Raw genomic sequence first — 17,833 nt, forward strand, 5'->3', positions numbered from 1 at the left:
GTTAAACTCCCATAGGTTAATAATTATATAAAGACTTTATTATTTCGATAATTTTAGATTCGGTAACGGATCTGTTTTCTATAATCAGCTTATTTTCTTCAAGTCTTACATCAGCCTTAAACTGCTTTTTAAAAAATAATTTCAATAAAGAAGCAGTCATTACATTTTTTGTTTCGATACTCAAATCGTATAGATATTCATTTTCAACTTCCGGATTCTTCTTTAAGTACATTTCTATTACACCGACAGGAAGCCCAAGCTGAACTCCTATTATCTGTCCTAAAAAAAAGTCTCCATTTTTTACAAATATCCCTATATCCTGCGAACCTGAATTAACAAGAGTATCAAAGCGTTGAGAAAACACGGCTTCTTCAGGCTTACTCAATTTACCTAAAAAAACTTCCATATTTTGTCTGTCATTAGGCCCCATAACCAGACAGGCTATTTGAGGAGACGGAATTGAAACATCAACATAAGACGACTTATAATACTTATACTTCTCCTTTGTTTTTTTAGGCTCCCATCCGTTCTTCTTCTTAAAAATACTGTCCGTCATTCCGTAAGGATATTTTCCTGTAGCGCAAATCCTAATTTCCGTAAGCCTGTTTTTTACAAAAACCCCTGAATATACGGCTGTAGTCCGGCTCAAGGCCTGCTTCATAGAGTCTCCGCCGACGGAAGTCAAAATAGGCTCCGCTATTTTTTTATTTTTCTCGATAGGCATATAAATATACATATCGGCATCATCGCCTATCATGCCGAAGGGCCTTACAATCCCCGGAAGAGGCGGTGCGGTTTTACATGAAGCAAAAACCAAAATAACAACGAGTACAGCAAGGGTATTTCTAATTATTCTTTTCAATTCCAATCTCCCATTCATAATCGCCGGCTTCAACAAGGCTTGTTTTAATGGAACCGAGCTTTGCCAATTCTCCTGTTTTAAACCAAGAAGATTGCACAGTCAAGGTTTCATCACAAACATAGTCCTTAAAAAGCTCAAAAGCTTTTTCCAGCTCTTTATTATCGGCATTTTTTTGAGAGGCTGAAAGATAAAGTTTAATTCTATCGGTAACATCAAGCCCGCATTCCTTACGCAGGGTTTGAATACCCCTTACCAAGTCCCTGATATAACCTTCCATTAAAAGTTCTTCAGTCAGCTCGGTATTAAGGCCTACGGTTAGGGTTCCCTCATTTACTATTTTTAAAGAAGCCTTTTCGATTCTATTTATCACAATCTTATCGGCGGTTATTTCTACCGATTTTCCTTCGATGTCGATACTTAAAGTAGCACCCTCCATTATGTTTTGGATTTCACTTGAATTCATCTGTTCAATTATGGCAGCAGCCTTTTTCATAAGGGGGCCTAATTCTTTTCCGAGAGCCTTAAAATTAGCCTTGGCCGAATATTCTACAAGCTCATCCTCTTTTTCGTGGAAGATAACCTCTTTAACATTGAGCTCCTCGATTATGCTTTCTTCCATTTCCAAAAGAACTCTTTTTTCTTCGGGATTGAGGGTTACTATTTCTACAGCCTTTAAGGGCTGCCTTATCTTTAAGTTAAACTGATAACGTAAGGACCTTCCCATTGAAACAGCCTTTTGAACCGTCTTCATCTTAAATTCAAGCTCACTGTTTCTTATCTTTTCGTTATACTCAGGGTAGTCTGCAAGATGGATAGAAAGAGCATCTTTTTCGGTCCGCAAATTCTGCCAAATGCTTTCCGTAATAAACGGCACTACCGGAGCTGCAACAAGAGAAAATTTCTTTAAGGCACGGTAGAGGGTCTCGTAGGCTTGAGCCTTGTCCCCGTCATTTTCGCTTTTCCAAAAGCGGCGGCGGGAACGGCGGATATACCAGTTATTTAAAAGATCAATATATTCGACCATCGGAGGAATAGCTTGTGATAGATCATATTTGTCGAGAGCTGCCGTTACATCGGCAACAAGTTTTTCGGTTACCGATAAGATCCACAGGTCTAAGGGATTATTTAATTTAGCTAAAAATTCTTCTACACCCTCATCCTTTCCGTCAACCTTTGCATTATGAGGAGGCTTTACTCCGTCTATATTGGCATAGGTTATATAGAAACTGTAGCTGTTCCAAAAAGGAATTAAGATTCCTTTAAGAACATCCCGCACTCCTTCATCCGAATATTTTAAGTCGTCAGCCTTTACAACATTCGAGTTCATCAAAAAGAGGCGGAGGGCATCGGCTCCGAATTGTTTTATAACCTCGTTGGGGTCTGTATAGTTGCGTAAGGATTTTGACATCTTCTTACCGTCCTCGGCAAGCACAAGGCCGTTTACTATACAGTTTTTAAAAGCCGGCTCATCAAAAAGAGCTGCCGCCAAAATCGTTAAAGTATAAAACCATCCGCGGGTCTGATCCAAGCCTTCTGAAATAAAATCGGCCGGAAAGTTTTTTTCAAAGTGTTCTTTGTTTTCAAAAGGATAGTGCTGTTGAGCATAGGGCATCGAACCAGACTCAAACCAGCAGTCCAAAACTTCCGGAACACGCTTCATCGTTCCGCCGCATTTTTTACAGGGAATATTTATCTTATCGACAAAGTGCTTGTGCATATCTTCAGGGAATATGCCTGAAAGCTCTTTTAATTCCTCCCTGCTTCCTACACAGATTGTTTCGCCGCAATCGGGGCACTTCCAAATAGGAATTGGATTTCCCCAATATCGGTTTCGGCTGATAGCCCAGTCTCGGGCTCCTTCAAGCCACTTTCCGAAGCGGCCTGTTTTTATATGGTCGGGCTGCCAATTTATTTTTGAGTTAGCATTAAGGAGATTATCTTTTATCTTTGTAACCGAAACAAACCAGCTTGCAACGGCCCTGTATATCAAGGGGCTTGAGCATCTCCAGCAATGCGGATAGGAGTGTAAAATCTGAGCCTTCTTAAAGAGCTTGTCTTCGGCTTTTAACCTTTCCATAATTTGCTTGTCTGCATCCTTTACAAAAAGGCCTTGGTAGTCGGAAACTTCGTTAGTAAATTTACATTCGGCATCGACAGGACAAACGGTCGGAACTCCCGTATCTTTAAATATCCTGTTATCGTCTTCACCGAAGCCGGGAGCCGTGTGAACAATTCCCGTTCCGTCCTCGGTTGTAACAAAGTCGCCTATCAAAACCCTAAAGGCACCCTGCCCAGCTTCAGCATTTTTTCCGTTTTCATCGGCAGCGAGGTTTTTAAAATAAGGAAAGAGGGGCTCATACCTTAAACCTTCAAGTTCTGCGCCCTTCTTTGTCCAAATCAGCTTATACTCTTTTGCTTCTTCTTTTCCGCTCTTTGCAAAATAGGCTTCAAGCCGAGGCACGGCCATTATATAGTGAGCTCCGTCATATTCTATTAAGGCATAGTCGATGTCCACGCCCACAGCAAGACCGAGGTTACTCGGCAGGGTCCAAGGAGTTGTTGTCCATGCCAAAAGATAGGTATCGGGAGGAAGAGCGTTTTTTCCTTCAAAGGCCTTGGCTGCAGGAGAAGTCTTTACAGGCGAAAGAGTCTTAAAGCGTACGGTTATTGCAGGGTCGTGAACATCCTTGTATCCGCCTAAGTTAAGCTCATGGTTTGAAAGCACCGTAGAACACCTCGGACAATAAGGGAGAATATAGTAGCCCTCATACAATAGACCTTTTTCCCAAAGACTTTTCATTACCCACCAAATGGATTCCATAAAGCCGGGTTCCATGGTCTTATAATCGTTTTCAAAGTCAACCCAGCGGCCTAAGCGGGTAATCGTCTGTTTCCATTCTTTTACATAACGCAAAACGCTTGCACGGCAGGCTTCGTTAAATTTATCTATACCGTATTTTTCTATATCGGTCTTTGAATTAAGCCCAAGTTCTTTTTCGATTAAATTTTCAACGGGAAGGCCGTGGCAGTCCCACCCGAAGCGGCGCTCTACCCTAAAGCCCTTCATTGTCTTATATCGCGGAATAATATCCTTAATTGTTCCGGGAACAAAGTGGCCGAAGTGAGGCAGCCCTGTGGCAAAGGGCGGGCCGTCAAAGAAAATATAATTATCCCGACCGTCACGCGATGAAACGGACTTTTTAAATACATCGTTTTTTTCCCAAAATTTTAAGACATCTTCTTCTTGTTTTGCAAAATCAACCTTAGGATCTACAGGTTTATACATTAAAAACTCCAAAATAAAAAATTATAGTTAAGAATTATACTATTTTTTTTTAAATTGTACAACGCCTCCGACAACCTAAAAAATTCAAAGTCCTTGATTTTTTTTCAAAAAAATTATAGTATTAAGAAATTTATTTTTGAGGTGATCTATGGCTTTTTTTTATGATGAACCTTCGCATACATTCAGCGAATATTTATTGGTCCCGCGTCTTTCGGGAGTCGAGCACATTCCTCAGGCGGTTTCTCTTAAAACGCCTTTAACAAAATATAAAAAAGGTGAAGAGCCTAAAATCAGTTTAAATATTCCTCTTGTTTCTTCAATTATGCAGTCTGTTTCAGATCATAATATGGCTGTTGCGCTTGCACGGGAAGGAGGCCTTTCCTTTATCTTCGGCTCGCAATCAATTGAAAGTGAAGCTAAGATGGCCGCAAAAGTAAAAAACTATAGGGCAGGTTTTGTCGAAAGCGATTCAAACCTCACGCCTGAGCATCATTTAAGCGATGTTTTAGACTTAAAGGACAGGACAGACCACACTACCGTTGCGGTAACCCATGACGGGACAGGACACGGAAAACTCTTAGGTGTAGTTACAGGCAGGGATTACCACATAGGCCATACCGATTTAAATACAAAGGTAAAAGAATTTATGACGCCTATCGAACGCCTCCATGTTGCCGAAGAAGGAATCAGCTTAAAAAAGGCCCAAGACATTATCTGGGAATTTAAGCTTAATTCGCTTCCGATTCTTGATAAAAAAGGCTGTCTTGTTGCCTTTGTTTTTAGAAAGGATTATGAAAGCAATACGGAAAACCCGCTCGAACTTCTTGATGAAAAAAAACGCTACATGGTAGGAGCAGGTATAAATACAAGGGACTATGAAGAGCGAGTTCCTGCCCTTGTAGAAGCCGGAGCCGATGTTTTATGTATCGATTCTTCGGACGGATTTAGCGATTGGCAAAAACAAACAATTCAATTTGTAAAAGAAAAATACGGAGAGTCTATTCCTGTAGGAGCAGGAAATGTTGTCGACGCAGACGGCTTTAACTTTTTAGCTGATGCCGGAGCCGACTTTATAAAGGTAGGAATAGGGGGCGGTTCAATCTGCATTACCCGTGAGACAAAGGGAATAGGAAGAGGTCAGGCCACCGCCGTAATAGAGGTTGCCAAAGCCCGGGATGAATATTTTAAAAAGAAGGGCGTTTATATTCCTATCTGCTCCGACGGCGGAATCGTTTTTGATTACCACATAACCCTAGCCCTAGCTATGGGAAGCGATTTCTGTATGCTCGGCCGCTACTTTGCCCGCTTTGACGAAAGCCCTACCAACAAGGTATTGATTAACGGAAACTATATGAAAGAATACTGGGGCGAAGGTTCAGCGAGGGCAAGGAATTGGCAGCGATACGATTCCGGCGGAGAGAAAAAACTTTCATTTGAAGAGGGTGTAGACTCCTACGTTCCCTATGCAGGAAAACTCCACGACAATGTTGCGGTAACCTTAAATAAGATACGCTCAACAATGTGTAATTGCGGGGTTTTAAGTATTCCGGAATTCCAGCGTGACGCAAAAATAACTTTAGTCTCTTCGGCAAGTATCATTGAAGGCGGCCCTCACGATGTCGTCTTAAAAGACATGAGCCACTCCTCAGGCTCCAATTATTAAGTAAAGAGCCGCTCAAATTACTAATTAAAGAGCGGCTCATATTTTTCCAATGTCATGTTAAATTTCGTATAACAAAAAGCCTGTTTTGCCCATAGGTATTTCTTTTATAAGTTTACCCTGGTGCCAAACAAAGGCGCCTCCTCCTATAGCCTTAGCATTTTCATTTACAAGGGAGTTTATAAATAAAACCGGTTTATCGAGGATTGCGGTTCTTTCGGCGTAGGCAGCGGCTTCACCATTTTTCCATTCTTCCTTTGTATAACCGCAAAATACCGGCCATAAAAAGGCATCGGGATTAAGGCTTATAATAGGCTCTAAAAGATTATCTTCCCATAAGTCCCCGCAGATAAAAACGGCAAGGCGCTTACCCCCAAAATCAAACTCAAAAAACTCTTTTCCTTCCCGATAGTCGGCACAGGTACCTTCAATTCTCCAGCCTTGGGAAACTCTTTTATAAAGGCAAAGCATTTCTCCGTTTTTTCCTACTATCATGTAGGAGCTGAAAATAGCACCATGGTCGTTTTCGATAAAGCCGAAACCTATGGCTGTTTTTTCTTTTTGGGCAATTGAACGAATCTTTGCAATGGGTTTCGAGTTTATTTGAAGAACCGTCAAAATATCTTTTTTATATTCAAAACAAAGAGAATCAAAGCCCTGTAAAAAACTTTCTCCAAATAGAAGAAGGTCGGGCTTTTCAGACCTTGTCTTTTCTATAAAGCCTTCAATCTGCGATATATTAAAATCAATATCATTATTTTTATTTTCAGATGCACAAAGTCCGATTTTCATACTTTCCTCCATAAAAAAAGGGGCATCCGATATAAAGCAAAAGCCTTTCGGAGCCCCTTATCTCAATTAAAAGATATTTTTAGCAATAAACGCTCTTTAAATAGTCCAAATCCAATTCGGGATAAAGAACAAATTTATGTAAAAGAGCATCTACTTCTTTTTGTATCTCTGCTTTTACGGCAGGGTCTACAACTACATTAGCCTTGCTGGGAGCTCCGCTTTTTGTTACACCGGGTTTTGAAGCTTTTAATACCCTGTCTATAATTGAAGCAATCTGCTTCATTTCGGGTTTACCCATTCCGAGACTTGTTACGGCAGGAGTTCCTACGCGTAGACCGCTTGTCCACCAGGGGCCGTTCGGATCAAAGGGCAAGCTGTTTCTGTTAAGGGTTACACCGCACTCGGACATTGCAGTTTCCGCTTGGCGGCCGTTTAAGCCGTATTTTGTTACATTAATCAGCATTAAGTGATTGTCTGTTCCGTTTGTCTGGAGCTTCATACCGAGCTTCATACATTCTTCAGCGAGGGCGACAGCATTGTCTCTTACATTGTGAGCATAGTCTTGATATTCCTTGCTGCTTGCCTCGCGGAAGGCAACAGCCTTTGCAGCCATAACATGAGGAAGAGGTCCGCCGATTACAAGGGGGCAGCCCTTATCAACGAATTCTGCAAATTCTTTTTTACAAAGAATCATAGCACCGCGGGGGCCTCGGAGAGTTTTGTGGGTTGTAGTTGTTACCACATCAGCCCAAAGAACGGGGTTGTATTCGCCTTCAAAAACCTTTCCTGCAACTAAGCCTGCAAAGTGTGCCATATCAACCATTAAGACGGCTCCGCATTTATCCGCAATCTCTCTAAATTTCTTAAAGTTAATCTTTCGGGGATAGGCACTGTATCCGGCCAAAAGAATCAAGGGCTTTTCTTCCATTGCTCTTTTTTCGATTTCGGCATAATCAAGCTCACCTGTCTCTTTGTTTACCGTATATGAGCATGTTCTAAACATTTTTGAAGAAACGTTTTGAACATAGCCGTGGGTAAGGTGTCCGCCCGAATAGTAATCCAAGCCCATAAGTTTTTGATTTCCAAGAGCATGGCGTAATTCTTCCCACTCCTCATGGCTCAAACCTTCAAGGTTCATCTTTTTAACCTTTCCGTCTACAACCGTCTCAAATTTCTTTAAGAAGGGCTCTTCAACCTTGGCATTTAAGATAGCCCAATAAGCTACGATATTTGCATCTGCTCCGGAGTGAGGCTGAACATAGGCATGTTCGGCTCCAAATATTTTACATGCTTCTTCGCAAGCAGCCATTTCAACGGCATCGACGTTTTCGCAGCCGCCGTAATATCTATGCTCAGGAAAACCTTCTGCATACTTATCGGTAAGCAGGTTCCCCATAGCAGCTTGAACTGCCAATGAAGAATAGTTTTCGCTGGCGATAAGTTTTAAGTGACTTCGCTGATTTTCTATTTCTTTTACAATGCTTGATGCAACTTCAGGGTACACGGAGGCAACCTGATCCAAATTGGCCAAATATGCAACCATAGCTAACTTTGCATTTGAGCCTTCTTTCTCAAGGTATTTCTTTAAACCTTCTTTCATTTTATAACTCCTATCAAAACTGTGTTTGTATACTATAACTTCGATATTATAACAATTTATAAAATTATATTCTAGTCTTTTTTAGTATTGATATCTAAGTTTCTATGTCTCTTTTGCGGTATTTTTTATAATGCTCATAGAAAATAAATATCTTTTCAAACAAAAATACAAAAATAATAAAGCCGCAGGAATATTCTCCTATTAAAAATAATTGTTTAAAGTTATAAAAGAAAGGAACAAAAAATTGAAGCATCTTGAGGCTGTAAAGAATCATAGTTGCCGCTATTGTTATTTTGCCGCCCCTTGTAGATTTTATTTCAACCGGAAATTTTAATAACATAAAAAAAAGCATTCCCAAAGCTTGAAACATTAATCTTACAAAAATCAAATAGAAAAACCAATTAGGCAATAGCCCCAGTTGATAGTATACAATTGAAACAAGAGCAAGCAGGGAATAATCACTCATGGAATCCAGCATACGCCCGATCCTTGTTTCTTGATTAAATTTACGGGCTATAAAGCCGTCAAAAAAGTCCGTCAAAAAAACCAAGATTAAAACAACAGCCAAGATTATTTTTATATGTTCTATCGAATTCTGCTTTAAAAGAAAGGCTATTAAAGGGACAGAGCTTATTCGCAGCAGGGTAATCCCATTTGCAAGATTAACTTTCTCAAGCATAAGATTAGTCCCAACATTTATAAAGTCTCCTTTGTATAGAATCAAAAAAAACAAAAGTAACGAATGCCAGAGAGTTATATGTATTAAAAATGCACTAAAAATCTCGGTATCCGTATTAAATATCTTATAAATTGCAAAAACAGCCGAGCACTGGAACAGCCAAAAAAATAAAACCAATCTGCCGATTTTTTTTTCCATAATTAAAGAAACAACTCCGCATTCTATCTTTTATTTATTATTTTTTCTTTTTCATAATGAATCAACGTAAAAAATAATAATCCTACAAGTATGAGCCCTATCAAAACAACCAGAGCATGAACCCCTTGCAAGATTATAGCCATTCCGGCAAAAAGGTTTATTATAATCTGTAATATCATAAAAACACCCAATGCCCCTCTAGGGCTAAAACCTATAAGCATAAGTTTATGATGAAGATGAAATCTATCTCCCTCACCTATAGGACGTTTTTCCCTTAATCTTCGCCATATCGCCGCAACCGTATCAAATATGGGCAGCATTAATATCACGGATGCAAATTGTATACCTGCAGCCTCATATCCTTCGGGCGACGGAATAAGAGGTAAAATTGCCAACACAAAGCCCAAAATTTGTGAGCCGCAGTCTCCCATAAAAATCTTTGCACTGGGCCGTGATAAATTAAAAAATAAAAAGCCTACGACTGAGAATGCAAGTATAAGCACACGGAATATGATTATAGGACTTATCCCAATCGAATAATAAATTGCAGCATAGGTTAAGAGAACGGAAACGCCTAAGCATCCTGCTTGTCCGTCAATTCCGTCAACAAGATTTATTGCATTGGTTATTCCTATTATCCACAAGAAAGTTATTACATATGTTTCTGGCCCCATATACCAAAAAAAGCCTATGGGTCCAAAACTTATTTTTTTAAATGTATATCCTCCATATAAGACTATTATAGCGGCACAAGATTGAACCAATAGCTTAAAAATAGCTCTCCAATTTTTTATATCATCCCATAATCCCATTATAAAAATAAGGAAGCCGCCCAAGGCGATATAAAAGAAATTTAAGTGCAATAGTCTAAACTCAGGAAAGCGGAAATGTAAGATGAGGCTTGAAATTATATAAGCAAAGCCGAACCCTACTCCTCCTATCCTCGGAATATTACCGGAATGTATCTTTCGCCCGCCTGTTTTGTCATATAGATTATGTTTCTTTGAAAATAGAATGGCCAGATATACAAAAAAAGCAGATAGCGCACAAGGTATAGCTATTATATACAAAATAAACTGAATTGCTGTCAAATTTCATACACTCCTTAAAATCACACGGCGACATTATACATCAATAAAGCTAAATTATCAAGCCTTTACACAAACAGCTGAGAATCTTATTTGGTTAGAAAAAAATAATTATTCTATATTAATTTTTTCAACATAATCTAAAAAAGCAGACCTCAGATCAGAATACTCCTTTTCACTTTGGCCGATTTTTTTCTTTAAGTTCTCCAAAGAATTTTCTATCTCCAGAAGCTTATCTAAAAACATTTTTCCCTGTTGGGTCTCAGAACCTACAGCTTGAATATTTTTGCGGATCCTATCCTGTTCTGCATTAAGATTTTTTTGCTCATTTTGTAAATTAGTCAAGGCAATTTGGGCCTTATCAACTTTTACCTTTTCATTTAAAACGTCTTTGAAGGCTTTTTTTATCTTTTCAGGCATCTTAGCGTTGGAATAAATAGCTATCATGGAATTATTATCCATCATATTAACTTGTACAATTTCTTCAAAAAATCTTTCTTCAACTACATCAAGCTTTTCTTGGGAATTAGCCTTAACCTTGATATTAAACCTGTACTTATTTGACGTCTTTTCCAACAATTTTTTTTCATCAGTAAGATTAAAGCCTGAGCTTATAAAATGTTCAACTATAATCGAGCGTTCTTTTGATGCAGAATTCTTTATGGTATAGACAGAGTTTTTAGATGACTTATATCTTTTTGTTAAAACTCCTTTTACGATTTTAAGGCTATGAATATGCTCGTCAAAGTCCTCGGTTTTAGTTCCTCTCACATCTATATCATCTCCGAAGGCTATGAGCCGTTTTTCATTTTCCGGTAAAAACTCCAAAATAGCGTCACCTGAATACTCTCCATTTTCAAAAACCGTAATGGGTCCCGCAGGAAACTTTAGGCCGGAATTATTTTCAATACTGATACATAACTTAGGATGTACATCGGAACCATAGGGTATACTCGAAAAAACCGAGTATTTTTGTGCAGGAAGCGATGCAAGGCTAAGCGGAATCATTGTACTCTTTTGTCTCGGTAAATTAACAGGCTTTACAGGGCTGAAGGCAAACATTTCCCCCGCACTACTCTTTGCAATGGTCTGATTTTCAAAATAAGAAGATTTCTTGGCTTCGGCCATGGAGGGCGCAGCTGCCTTTGCATAGGCCCTTCTTTCCATCATCGGTGCAGCCATAGCTTCTTCATAAGCCACATCATCATAAGCGGAATCAAAGGTTTCAATGGCAGCCGTCTGACCTGCAAGAATCGGAATAGTTTCTCGGTCAGTGTAGTAGGGTTCATATAGATTTTGTCTAAAGCCTATGGGCCGGCCGCTTGTCAGGGTAAGTTTTACATCCTTCCAATCGAGATCGGTAGAGTTATCGATTATAGCCCAAGCCTGAAAAGCTGCACTCGTATTGCCCATGTCAAGCCTATACGAAGGCTTCCAAATAGGAGCTTCCATAACATAAGACAGCCCTATATTACGTTCTCCGGCAGCTTCTATATCAATCGAAATAAGCTTTCTTTCTTTTGCAGAGGCTTCTAAAATAAGACTTAAAGCCTTTTGTAAGTCCTCATTCCTTTGGGGCTCCGTAAATTTAAAAGATTGCACATCTATTAAGGATATTATCTTAACGCCGTCTGCCGCAGCAATCGACAAAATCATATCAGGTTTAGAGTCTTCAATTTTATCCACACTTAAAATTTTACCCGTAATCTTACTTGGCGTGTAAACTTCGATCTCGGCACCCTTCTGCGAGTTAAGTATCTTAAAAATAGAGTTATTTTCAGATAAATCTATCTTTAAACTTTGCATAGTTTTTTTAAGGGTATCTTCCGATTGATAATTTATCGATAAATTCTTTGCAGCAGGGTCTTTTACAAAAATAGATTTTAAAACATCACTTATCTGGGAAGGTAAAAACAACATCTCTATTTTTCCGTTGCCCCTTACCCTGCCCTCATGCTCATAATGCGCAACACCTGAAGAATATAGAGTTACCCTTTTTAATGGAAGGTCATCCTCACTAAAATCTTTTACCTGATCAGAAAAGACAGTAGTCATACACATTAACGAAATTAACATAAAAAATAATTTTTTCATACCTCCTCCAAGGAAATAATATTCTCCTATTATATCACATACAAGAGCTGCTGACTAGGGTAGATTTTACAGTATTATTAAAAATTCAATTCACCTTCCATTGACATATCTTAAAATAAAACGCATAATAGGAGAATGGTATCAACTATTATTATTTCCTTTTTTATTATTATTATTGCTGTTGTTATCCTTGTCCTTGTAGCTACACGAAGCAAATCCTCATCTTCAGGAGGAAGAAAGAAAGTGAAAGGCAGAGCCGGTTTAATGAAAGAAGCCTCTCGCCGCTTAGCTCAAAACCCTCATGATGTTGAAGGTTTATTTATAATGGGAGATATTTATTATCAAGACCAAGACTGGGAAAAGGCCTATACGGCATACTCGGCCTTACTGGATAGAATGAAGCCGCTCGAAATGAATAAGCAGCTGGATGTTGCTATCAGGTACGGTATCTGTGCCCTAAAAACAAACAGGCTCCCTGAGGCAAAAAAAGGCTTTCTTCTTGCAGAAACAATCAATCCTAAAAACCTTGATGTAAGCTATAACTTAGGCTATATCTATTATCTCGAAAAAGACTATGAAAAAGCCGTTAAGTTTTTCAAACGAACCTTGATACTTGAACCAAACAGCTTTTTGGCAACAAAGTATCTTGGATATACTTTAAAGCATTTGCATAAATACACCGAGGCCCTCCCGGCTCTAAAAAAAGCCCTGGATTTTAAACCCGATGATAAGGAAGTTTTGTTTGCAATGGGCGAATGTTTTTATGAAACGGAAGCGACCGACCGATGCTTAAAGATATTAAACCATCTCAGAGTAGATCCTGTTTTCGGGCCTCAAGCTTCATTATACACAGGTATGATAAGAGCTAAGGCCGATCAGTTGGAAAGAGCTATCGAAGACTTTCAAATAGGCTTAAAACATACGGGAATACCGTTGGATATTTCTAATGAGCTAAAATACAGATTAGCTCAAGCCTATATAAAGACTCAAGAAATAGGTCAAGCCCTTCATCTTTTAAAAGAAATCCAATCCATAAGCCCCGGATACAAGGATGCTGCAACCTTAATAATGAGATATCAGGAATTAAACAAAAACAAAAACTTACAGATATACCTAATGTCGGGACAAAGCGAATTCGTAGCTCTCTGCCGTAAAATAGTAGCCCGTTTCTATCCGAGAGCTAAGGTAAAAATAGTGGATATTTCCGTATTGGCTGCCTATACCGATATAGTAGCCGAAATAGATACATCCCGTTTTTCCGATACGGTTATTTTTAGATTTTTTAGGTCGCAGGGAACGGTAGGGGAGCTGCTTCTTAGAGAGCTGCATGCACGGCTAAAAGAAGTCAAGGGCGGAACAGGAATATGTATGAGTGCCGGAACCTTTACCGAAGAGGCTGTCAGGTTTTCTGAAGGAAGACCTTTGGACTTATACGACAAAGCAAGGCTGTCAAGCGTTTTAAACTCCTTAAAATAAAACTTTATTTGCTCAATCAACAACCCGGACGCAAGCGTCGGGGTATTAACCCTCCGCACGAATAAAAAAAGGCAGCCCATTTAAAGGGCTGCCTTTTTGTGTAAAAAAATTAAAATCTATAGCCTGATAGAAAGACCTAACTTTAAGTTTACACTGTTAGCAATAACATCCTTTATATTGCCGTCAGTGTTGGAAACCTTATATTCTTGATTTCCAACTTTAAATGTTTTTTCAACTTTTAAAGGAGCAAAATAAACAGTATCGGCAATACCTCCATAAACGCCTATCATATCGGTAAAATAAAAACTTGCTAAAATATTTGCACCTACACCTAACATGACATCCAATTTGTCGTAAGTAACCTCCTGACTAGCTATAGAAACAGACTGAGTTGACTTCATAGCATTTAACCCTAGACCGCCTCCCAAAAAGAGGTTAAAAGACGTTTTTTTAAACAAGGTTATGCCGACTCCAAGCTGAGAGTCAAGAATAAAAGCATTCTTTGCTACAAACTTATCCTTATCAGCAGTTGTACCCTTTATGAGATCGGTATGGTTTTTTCCGGGGAAGGCAATTTGAGCCATAAAATAAAGAATTCCGGCTCTCAGATCCACAGCAACTCCTGCAGCATTATTCTGTTCATCTTTAAGATTTTTTACTGCCGTTTGTATATCAGCATGGACTGTACCCCAATTGCCCTCATTTTTAGTGTGAACAAGATAATTCGTAAAGGCAGGGCCGAACGAAATCGCAAAATCTGCAAATGCAAAAACAGCAGATGCAGCCAAAATAATCAAAACTAAACCTATCTTCTTGTGCTTCATAATAAACCTCCTATAAAACACATTTTTTCTGTTTATAAAACAGAACCATATTCAAAACTCCGGATAACCGGAATTTGTTACAATTTTATTAAAGCTTAAAGGCGACCCCAAGCCTTACAGCGAAATTATTTGCCCACGTCGATTTTATTAATTTTGTAATATCGCCTGAATCCGTGCTTGTTTCTGAATCTATAGAATATGTAAAGGGTATTCCATTCTTAAGCTTGCCGCTATAATAACGCTGATTTGCAAGAGGTAAAAAATATACCGTATCCTTTAGGTCCAAACAGATCCCGATATTAGGCATAAAAAAGTACTTTATGCCTATGTCTGCACCTAGACCGACTATGCCAACACTTCGTATTTCTTTTAATGAAGTAACATCAGAAAGACTGCTAATAAAATTACCGGGTAAATCACGTGTAGTTCGGATGTAGTTTATACCTAATCCGCCCCCGACAAAGATATTTAGGGGAGAACTTTTCATTAGAGTAATACCTACACCTATTTGGCTGTCAAAAATAACAGAACCGGTTATTTTATCACTAATTCCCTTATCCTTTAGCTTGTGAGCAAGGGGATCAAAACCGGAAGATATTTCTTTAAAAGGAAAACCGACATTTATATTTGCATAAATATAACTCATCTTCAAAGAAAGACCGACCATAAGCGTGTTATAAGAATCTTTTGAGTTTATACTACCTAATTTTAATTTACCAGGTCCTATCAGCGCCTTCAGTTCAGCACTTAAACTATCAGCAAGCTTACTTGTATCATAGTTGTTCACTATGGTATAATTCATATAACCTATACCGACATCACCGGAAATATTCGTAAAATCAAAGGCTGACAAGGAAAGCATACAGCTAAAAATTGCAATACCCAAAATATTTTTTTTCATAATTTCCTCCACAATAAAATTTTATTTAAAAGCATGATTGTATATTTTATACAAGTATAGCCCACTATCAACATATTTTCAAGCATATGTAAGAATTTTTTTATATCTATTGCCGTTTTTGCTTAAAAATAGTAGGATATATGCATGAGTATACCACAGTATCCCGAATTTGCACCCATTTCGTTGGACATGCAGTCCGAAATGGAATTTTACTTAAAAAGGCTTCCTGACGGAATCTCGGAGCTTACTTTTTTGAATTTATACCTTTTTAGACATAATTATAAATATCAGGTAACAAAAACCGAAAAATTATTGATAATAATAGGGGAATATAAGGGCGAAAGCTTTTTTATAACCCCATGCTGTACCGTAGATGTCGAAATAACAAAGGAATTATTGGCAAAATATAAAAAATGGATGATTCTTTCAAAATCTTTTTTGGATAATAACATAAATGTATTCAATCTGCCTTTTTTAAAAGAACTAAAAATTGAAGAGGACAGGGATAATTTCGATTATGTTTATTTAAGAAAGGATTTGGCCGAATTAAAGGGTAAGGATTTTCATAAAAAAAAGACCCATATAAACAAATTCGAAAAATCCTATGACAAAATAAAAATCGAACCTCTCACCCTTGAAAATGTAGAAGACGCCAAAAAGGTTCTTGAAGAATGGAATAGTACAAAATCGGACTCAAATCCCGAAAATTCCGACTATGAAGCAGCCTTAGAAGCCCTTTCAATTTTAAGCAGGACCTCAATGATGGGTATAATTCTCTATGTTTGGGATGAACCTGTGGCATGGACTCTTGCAGAAATAACACAAAACAATAAAACTGCCGTTATTTTATTTGAAAAAGCCTTGGCATCTTATAAGGGAAGTTTTCAGTACATTAATTATGCCTTTGCAGGTTATCTGCCCGAATACATAGAATTTATCAACAGAGAGCAGGATTTAGGCGATGAGGGCTTAAGACAAGCAAAAATGACATATAAACCGATAAAATTTATAAAAAAGTATAGAATTTTATCTTAAATATGATACAATAGGAAAACATGGATTTAGTAAGCACACGAAACAATAATAAGATTGTATCCTTTTATGAGGCAGTAACAAACTGTATGCCGGCAGACGGGGGGCTTTATATACCCAAAGAAGCCTTGGACTTAAGTGATTGGACCTATCATCTTAACGAAACTTCAAGTTTTACATCTATTACGGGAGCCTTAACCTCTGCAATCCTGCGAGAGGAATTCAGCCCTGCCGTTTCGGAACGTATTGCCGTTTCAGCTTTTGGAAATTACAGTCCAAGAGTACGCCAATTGGATGAAAGACTCTTTTTGCTGGACCTTTTTCATGGGCCGACCGGCTGCCACAGGGATTTCGGCTTTTTATGGTTTGCTTCAGTTCTTGAACATATTTTAACCATAACCGATAAAAAAGCCATAGTTTTAGGAACAGGAACCAAAAAAAACGGTCAAAGTATGGCTGCCGCCTTTTGGAACAAAAAAAGGGTAAAAACTCTTTTAATTCACCCCAAAGGTTATGCCTCCGGTATACCGGAAGAATATTTAGCAGAAAACGGAGGCTCTATTTACTCTGTCGAATGTGAGGGAGATGTAAAGGATGTCGAAAATTTAAAAAGGTCCGTATATCTTGACAGAAATCTTGTAGAAAAATACAGTCTGACTTTAGCAAATACTGTAAACATAGGCAGACTTTTACCCCAAATATTTTTCTATTTTTATGCTTTTACCCGCTTTAAAAAACACATTTTCGGCGAAATCTATTACGCCCTCCACTCCGGTAATTACGGAAACCTTGCAGCGGGGCTTTTTGCATGGAAGAGCGGTCTTTCCTTAAACGGGTTTATTACCGATTCTACGCCTGAACTATCGGTAAACAAGGACGGAGACTGCTTTTGCAAAACAATGGAAATTCCTTTGAGCCAAAGAAGTGCAGCAGATCCTGTAAGTCCCTCAAATATTGAACGCTTGGAACAGATTTTTGAAATAAGCCCGGCAATTATGAAGGCCTTAATTTTTCCTAAGCAGGTAGATCCGAAGGATTATAAGGAGCTCATAAGAAAGGCCTATCAACGATATGGAATTATGATAGATACTTCGACGGCTGCAGCCTATGGAGCCGCCATCAAAAGTAAAATTTTAAAAAATAAGGGCCCGGAAACCCTTGTTCTTATTTCAAAAGATCATCCGGCCTTTGAAGCCGATATAATCGAGGAAGCCTGCGGCGAAAAACCTAATCAACCGGAATACATGAATGGTTTAGACAAACCTATAAAAAATATAAAAAAGATACAGGCATCTAAAAAAGAAATTGAAAATATGCTAGAATATATGGAGAGGTAGTTTT

General features: G+C 38.5%; 13 protein-coding genes. 4 read left to right on the forward strand and 9 right to left on the reverse strand.

From position 1 onward, the window contains the following. Positions 1-16: 16 nt before the first annotated feature. Both HGJ18_RS09505 and ileS read right to left on the reverse strand, forming a co-directional pair. The gene (locus HGJ18_RS09505) at positions 17-862 is read right to left on the reverse strand and encodes a TP0453 family lipoprotein (RefSeq protein WP_253696140.1); all 846 of its coding nucleotides are present in this window, start codon (positions 860-862) and stop codon (positions 17-19) included. Further along, positions 846-4,148, reverse strand: coding sequence for an isoleucine--tRNA ligase (gene ileS, locus HGJ18_RS09510; RefSeq protein ID WP_253696141.1), 3,303 nt, complete (start codon positions 4,146-4,148; stop codon positions 846-848). The genes HGJ18_RS09505 and ileS overlap by 17 nt, the downstream gene beginning before the upstream one ends. 148 nt (positions 4,149-4,296) lie before the next feature. On the opposite strand from ileS, the gene HGJ18_RS09515 reads away from it, so the two are divergent. Next, complete coding sequence (locus HGJ18_RS09515) at positions 4,297-5,811, forward strand: IMP dehydrogenase (protein ID WP_253696142.1); 1,515 nt, start codon at positions 4,297-4,299, stop codon at positions 5,809-5,811. Positions 5,812-5,868: 57 nt separating this feature from the next. Here HGJ18_RS09515 and HGJ18_RS09520 read toward each other — a convergent pair whose 3' ends face one another. The 5 genes from HGJ18_RS09520 to HGJ18_RS09540 all read right to left on the reverse strand — a co-directional run bounded on the left by HGJ18_RS09520 (position 5,869) and on the right by HGJ18_RS09540 (position 12,259). Beyond that, positions 5,869-6,600 carry a carbon-nitrogen hydrolase family protein gene (locus HGJ18_RS09520; protein ID WP_253696143.1) on the reverse strand — a complete coding sequence of 244 codons (732 nt, stop codon included), beginning with the start codon at positions 6,598-6,600 and terminating at the stop codon, positions 5,869-5,871. A 79-nt stretch (positions 6,601-6,679) separates the two neighbouring features. Further along, on the reverse strand, positions 6,680-8,200 hold the full coding sequence (locus HGJ18_RS09525; protein WP_253696144.1) for a glycine hydroxymethyltransferase: 1,521 nt from the start codon (positions 8,198-8,200) through the stop codon (positions 6,680-6,682). Between the two features lie 94 nt (positions 8,201-8,294). Further along, on the reverse strand, positions 8,295-9,077 hold the full coding sequence (locus HGJ18_RS09530) for a CDP-alcohol phosphatidyltransferase family protein (protein ID WP_253696145.1): 783 nt from the start codon (positions 9,075-9,077) through the stop codon (positions 8,295-8,297). A 23-nt stretch (positions 9,078-9,100) separates the two neighbouring features. Next, a complete protein-coding gene (locus HGJ18_RS09535) occupies positions 9,101-10,168 on the reverse strand; it encodes an MraY family glycosyltransferase (protein WP_253696146.1) in 1,068 nt (355 codons plus the stop codon). Between the two features lie 108 nt (positions 10,169-10,276). Further along, complete coding sequence (locus HGJ18_RS09540) at positions 10,277-12,259, reverse strand: DUF4139 domain-containing protein (protein ID WP_253696147.1); 1,983 nt, start codon at positions 12,257-12,259, stop codon at positions 10,277-10,279. 135 nt (positions 12,260-12,394) lie between these two features. Here HGJ18_RS09540 and HGJ18_RS09545 point away from each other — a divergent pair, with 135 nt between their 5' ends. After that, on the forward strand, positions 12,395-13,735 hold the full coding sequence (locus HGJ18_RS09545) for a tetratricopeptide repeat protein (RefSeq protein WP_253696148.1): 1,341 nt from the start codon (positions 12,395-12,397) through the stop codon (positions 13,733-13,735). A gap of 116 nt (positions 13,736-13,851) precedes the next feature. On the opposite strand, the gene HGJ18_RS09550 is transcribed toward HGJ18_RS09545, so the two are convergent. Then, positions 13,852-14,559 carry a DUF2715 domain-containing protein gene (locus HGJ18_RS09550; protein ID WP_253696149.1) on the reverse strand — a complete coding sequence of 236 codons (708 nt, stop codon included), beginning with the start codon at positions 14,557-14,559 and terminating at the stop codon, positions 13,852-13,854. An 88-nt stretch (positions 14,560-14,647) separates the two neighbouring features. Then, a complete protein-coding gene (locus HGJ18_RS09555) occupies positions 14,648-15,460 on the reverse strand; it encodes a DUF2715 domain-containing protein (protein WP_253696150.1) in 813 nt (270 codons plus the stop codon). 144 nt (positions 15,461-15,604) lie between these two features. Here HGJ18_RS09555 and HGJ18_RS09560 point away from each other — a divergent pair, with 144 nt between their 5' ends. Together HGJ18_RS09560 and HGJ18_RS09565 are read left to right on the forward strand one after the other, a co-directional pair. Further along, a complete protein-coding gene (locus HGJ18_RS09560; RefSeq protein ID WP_253696151.1) occupies positions 15,605-16,495 on the forward strand; it encodes a DUF2156 domain-containing protein in 891 nt (296 codons plus the stop codon). 20 nt (positions 16,496-16,515) lie between these two features. After that, positions 16,516-17,829: a PALP domain-containing protein gene (locus HGJ18_RS09565; RefSeq protein ID WP_253696152.1), complete on the forward strand. Its 1,314-nt coding sequence runs from the start codon at positions 16,516-16,518 to the stop codon at positions 17,827-17,829. The last annotated feature ends 4 nt before the right edge of the window (positions 17,830-17,833 follow it).

Source organism: Treponema denticola (assembly GCF_024181405.1).
GTDB lineage: Bacteria > Spirochaetota > Spirochaetia > Treponematales > Treponemataceae > Treponema_B > Treponema_B denticola_D.

Coding starts and splice junctions, on each gene's coding strand:
- ileS (WP_253696141.1), bottom strand. CDS start 4,148: ATGTATAAACCTGTAGATCCTAAGGTTGATTTTGCAAAACAAGAAGAA.
- HGJ18_RS09515 (WP_253696142.1), top strand. CDS start 4,297: ATGGCTTTTTTTTATGATGAACCTTCGCATACATTCAGCGAATATTTA.
- HGJ18_RS09520 (WP_253696143.1), bottom strand. CDS start 6,600: ATGAAAATCGGACTTTGTGCATCTGAAAATAAAAATAATGATATTGAT.
- HGJ18_RS09525 (WP_253696144.1), bottom strand. CDS start 8,200: ATGAAAGAAGGTTTAAAGAAATACCTTGAGAAAGAAGGCTCAAATGCA.
- HGJ18_RS09530 (WP_253696145.1), bottom strand. CDS start 9,077: ATGGAAAAAAAAATCGGCAGATTGGTTTTATTTTTTTGGCTGTTCCAG.
- HGJ18_RS09540 (WP_253696147.1), bottom strand. CDS start 12,259: ATGAAAAAATTATTTTTTATGTTAATTTCGTTAATGTGTATGACTACT.
- HGJ18_RS09545 (WP_253696148.1), top strand. CDS start 12,395: ATGGTATCAACTATTATTATTTCCTTTTTTATTATTATTATTGCTGTT.
- HGJ18_RS09550 (WP_253696149.1), bottom strand. CDS start 14,559: ATGAAGCACAAGAAGATAGGTTTAGTTTTGATTATTTTGGCTGCATCT.
- HGJ18_RS09555 (WP_253696150.1), bottom strand. CDS start 15,460: ATGAAAAAAAATATTTTGGGTATTGCAATTTTTAGCTGTATGCTTTCC.
- HGJ18_RS09560 (WP_253696151.1), top strand. CDS start 15,605: ATGAGTATACCACAGTATCCCGAATTTGCACCCATTTCGTTGGACATG.
- HGJ18_RS09565 (WP_253696152.1), top strand. CDS start 16,516: ATGGATTTAGTAAGCACACGAAACAATAATAAGATTGTATCCTTTTAT.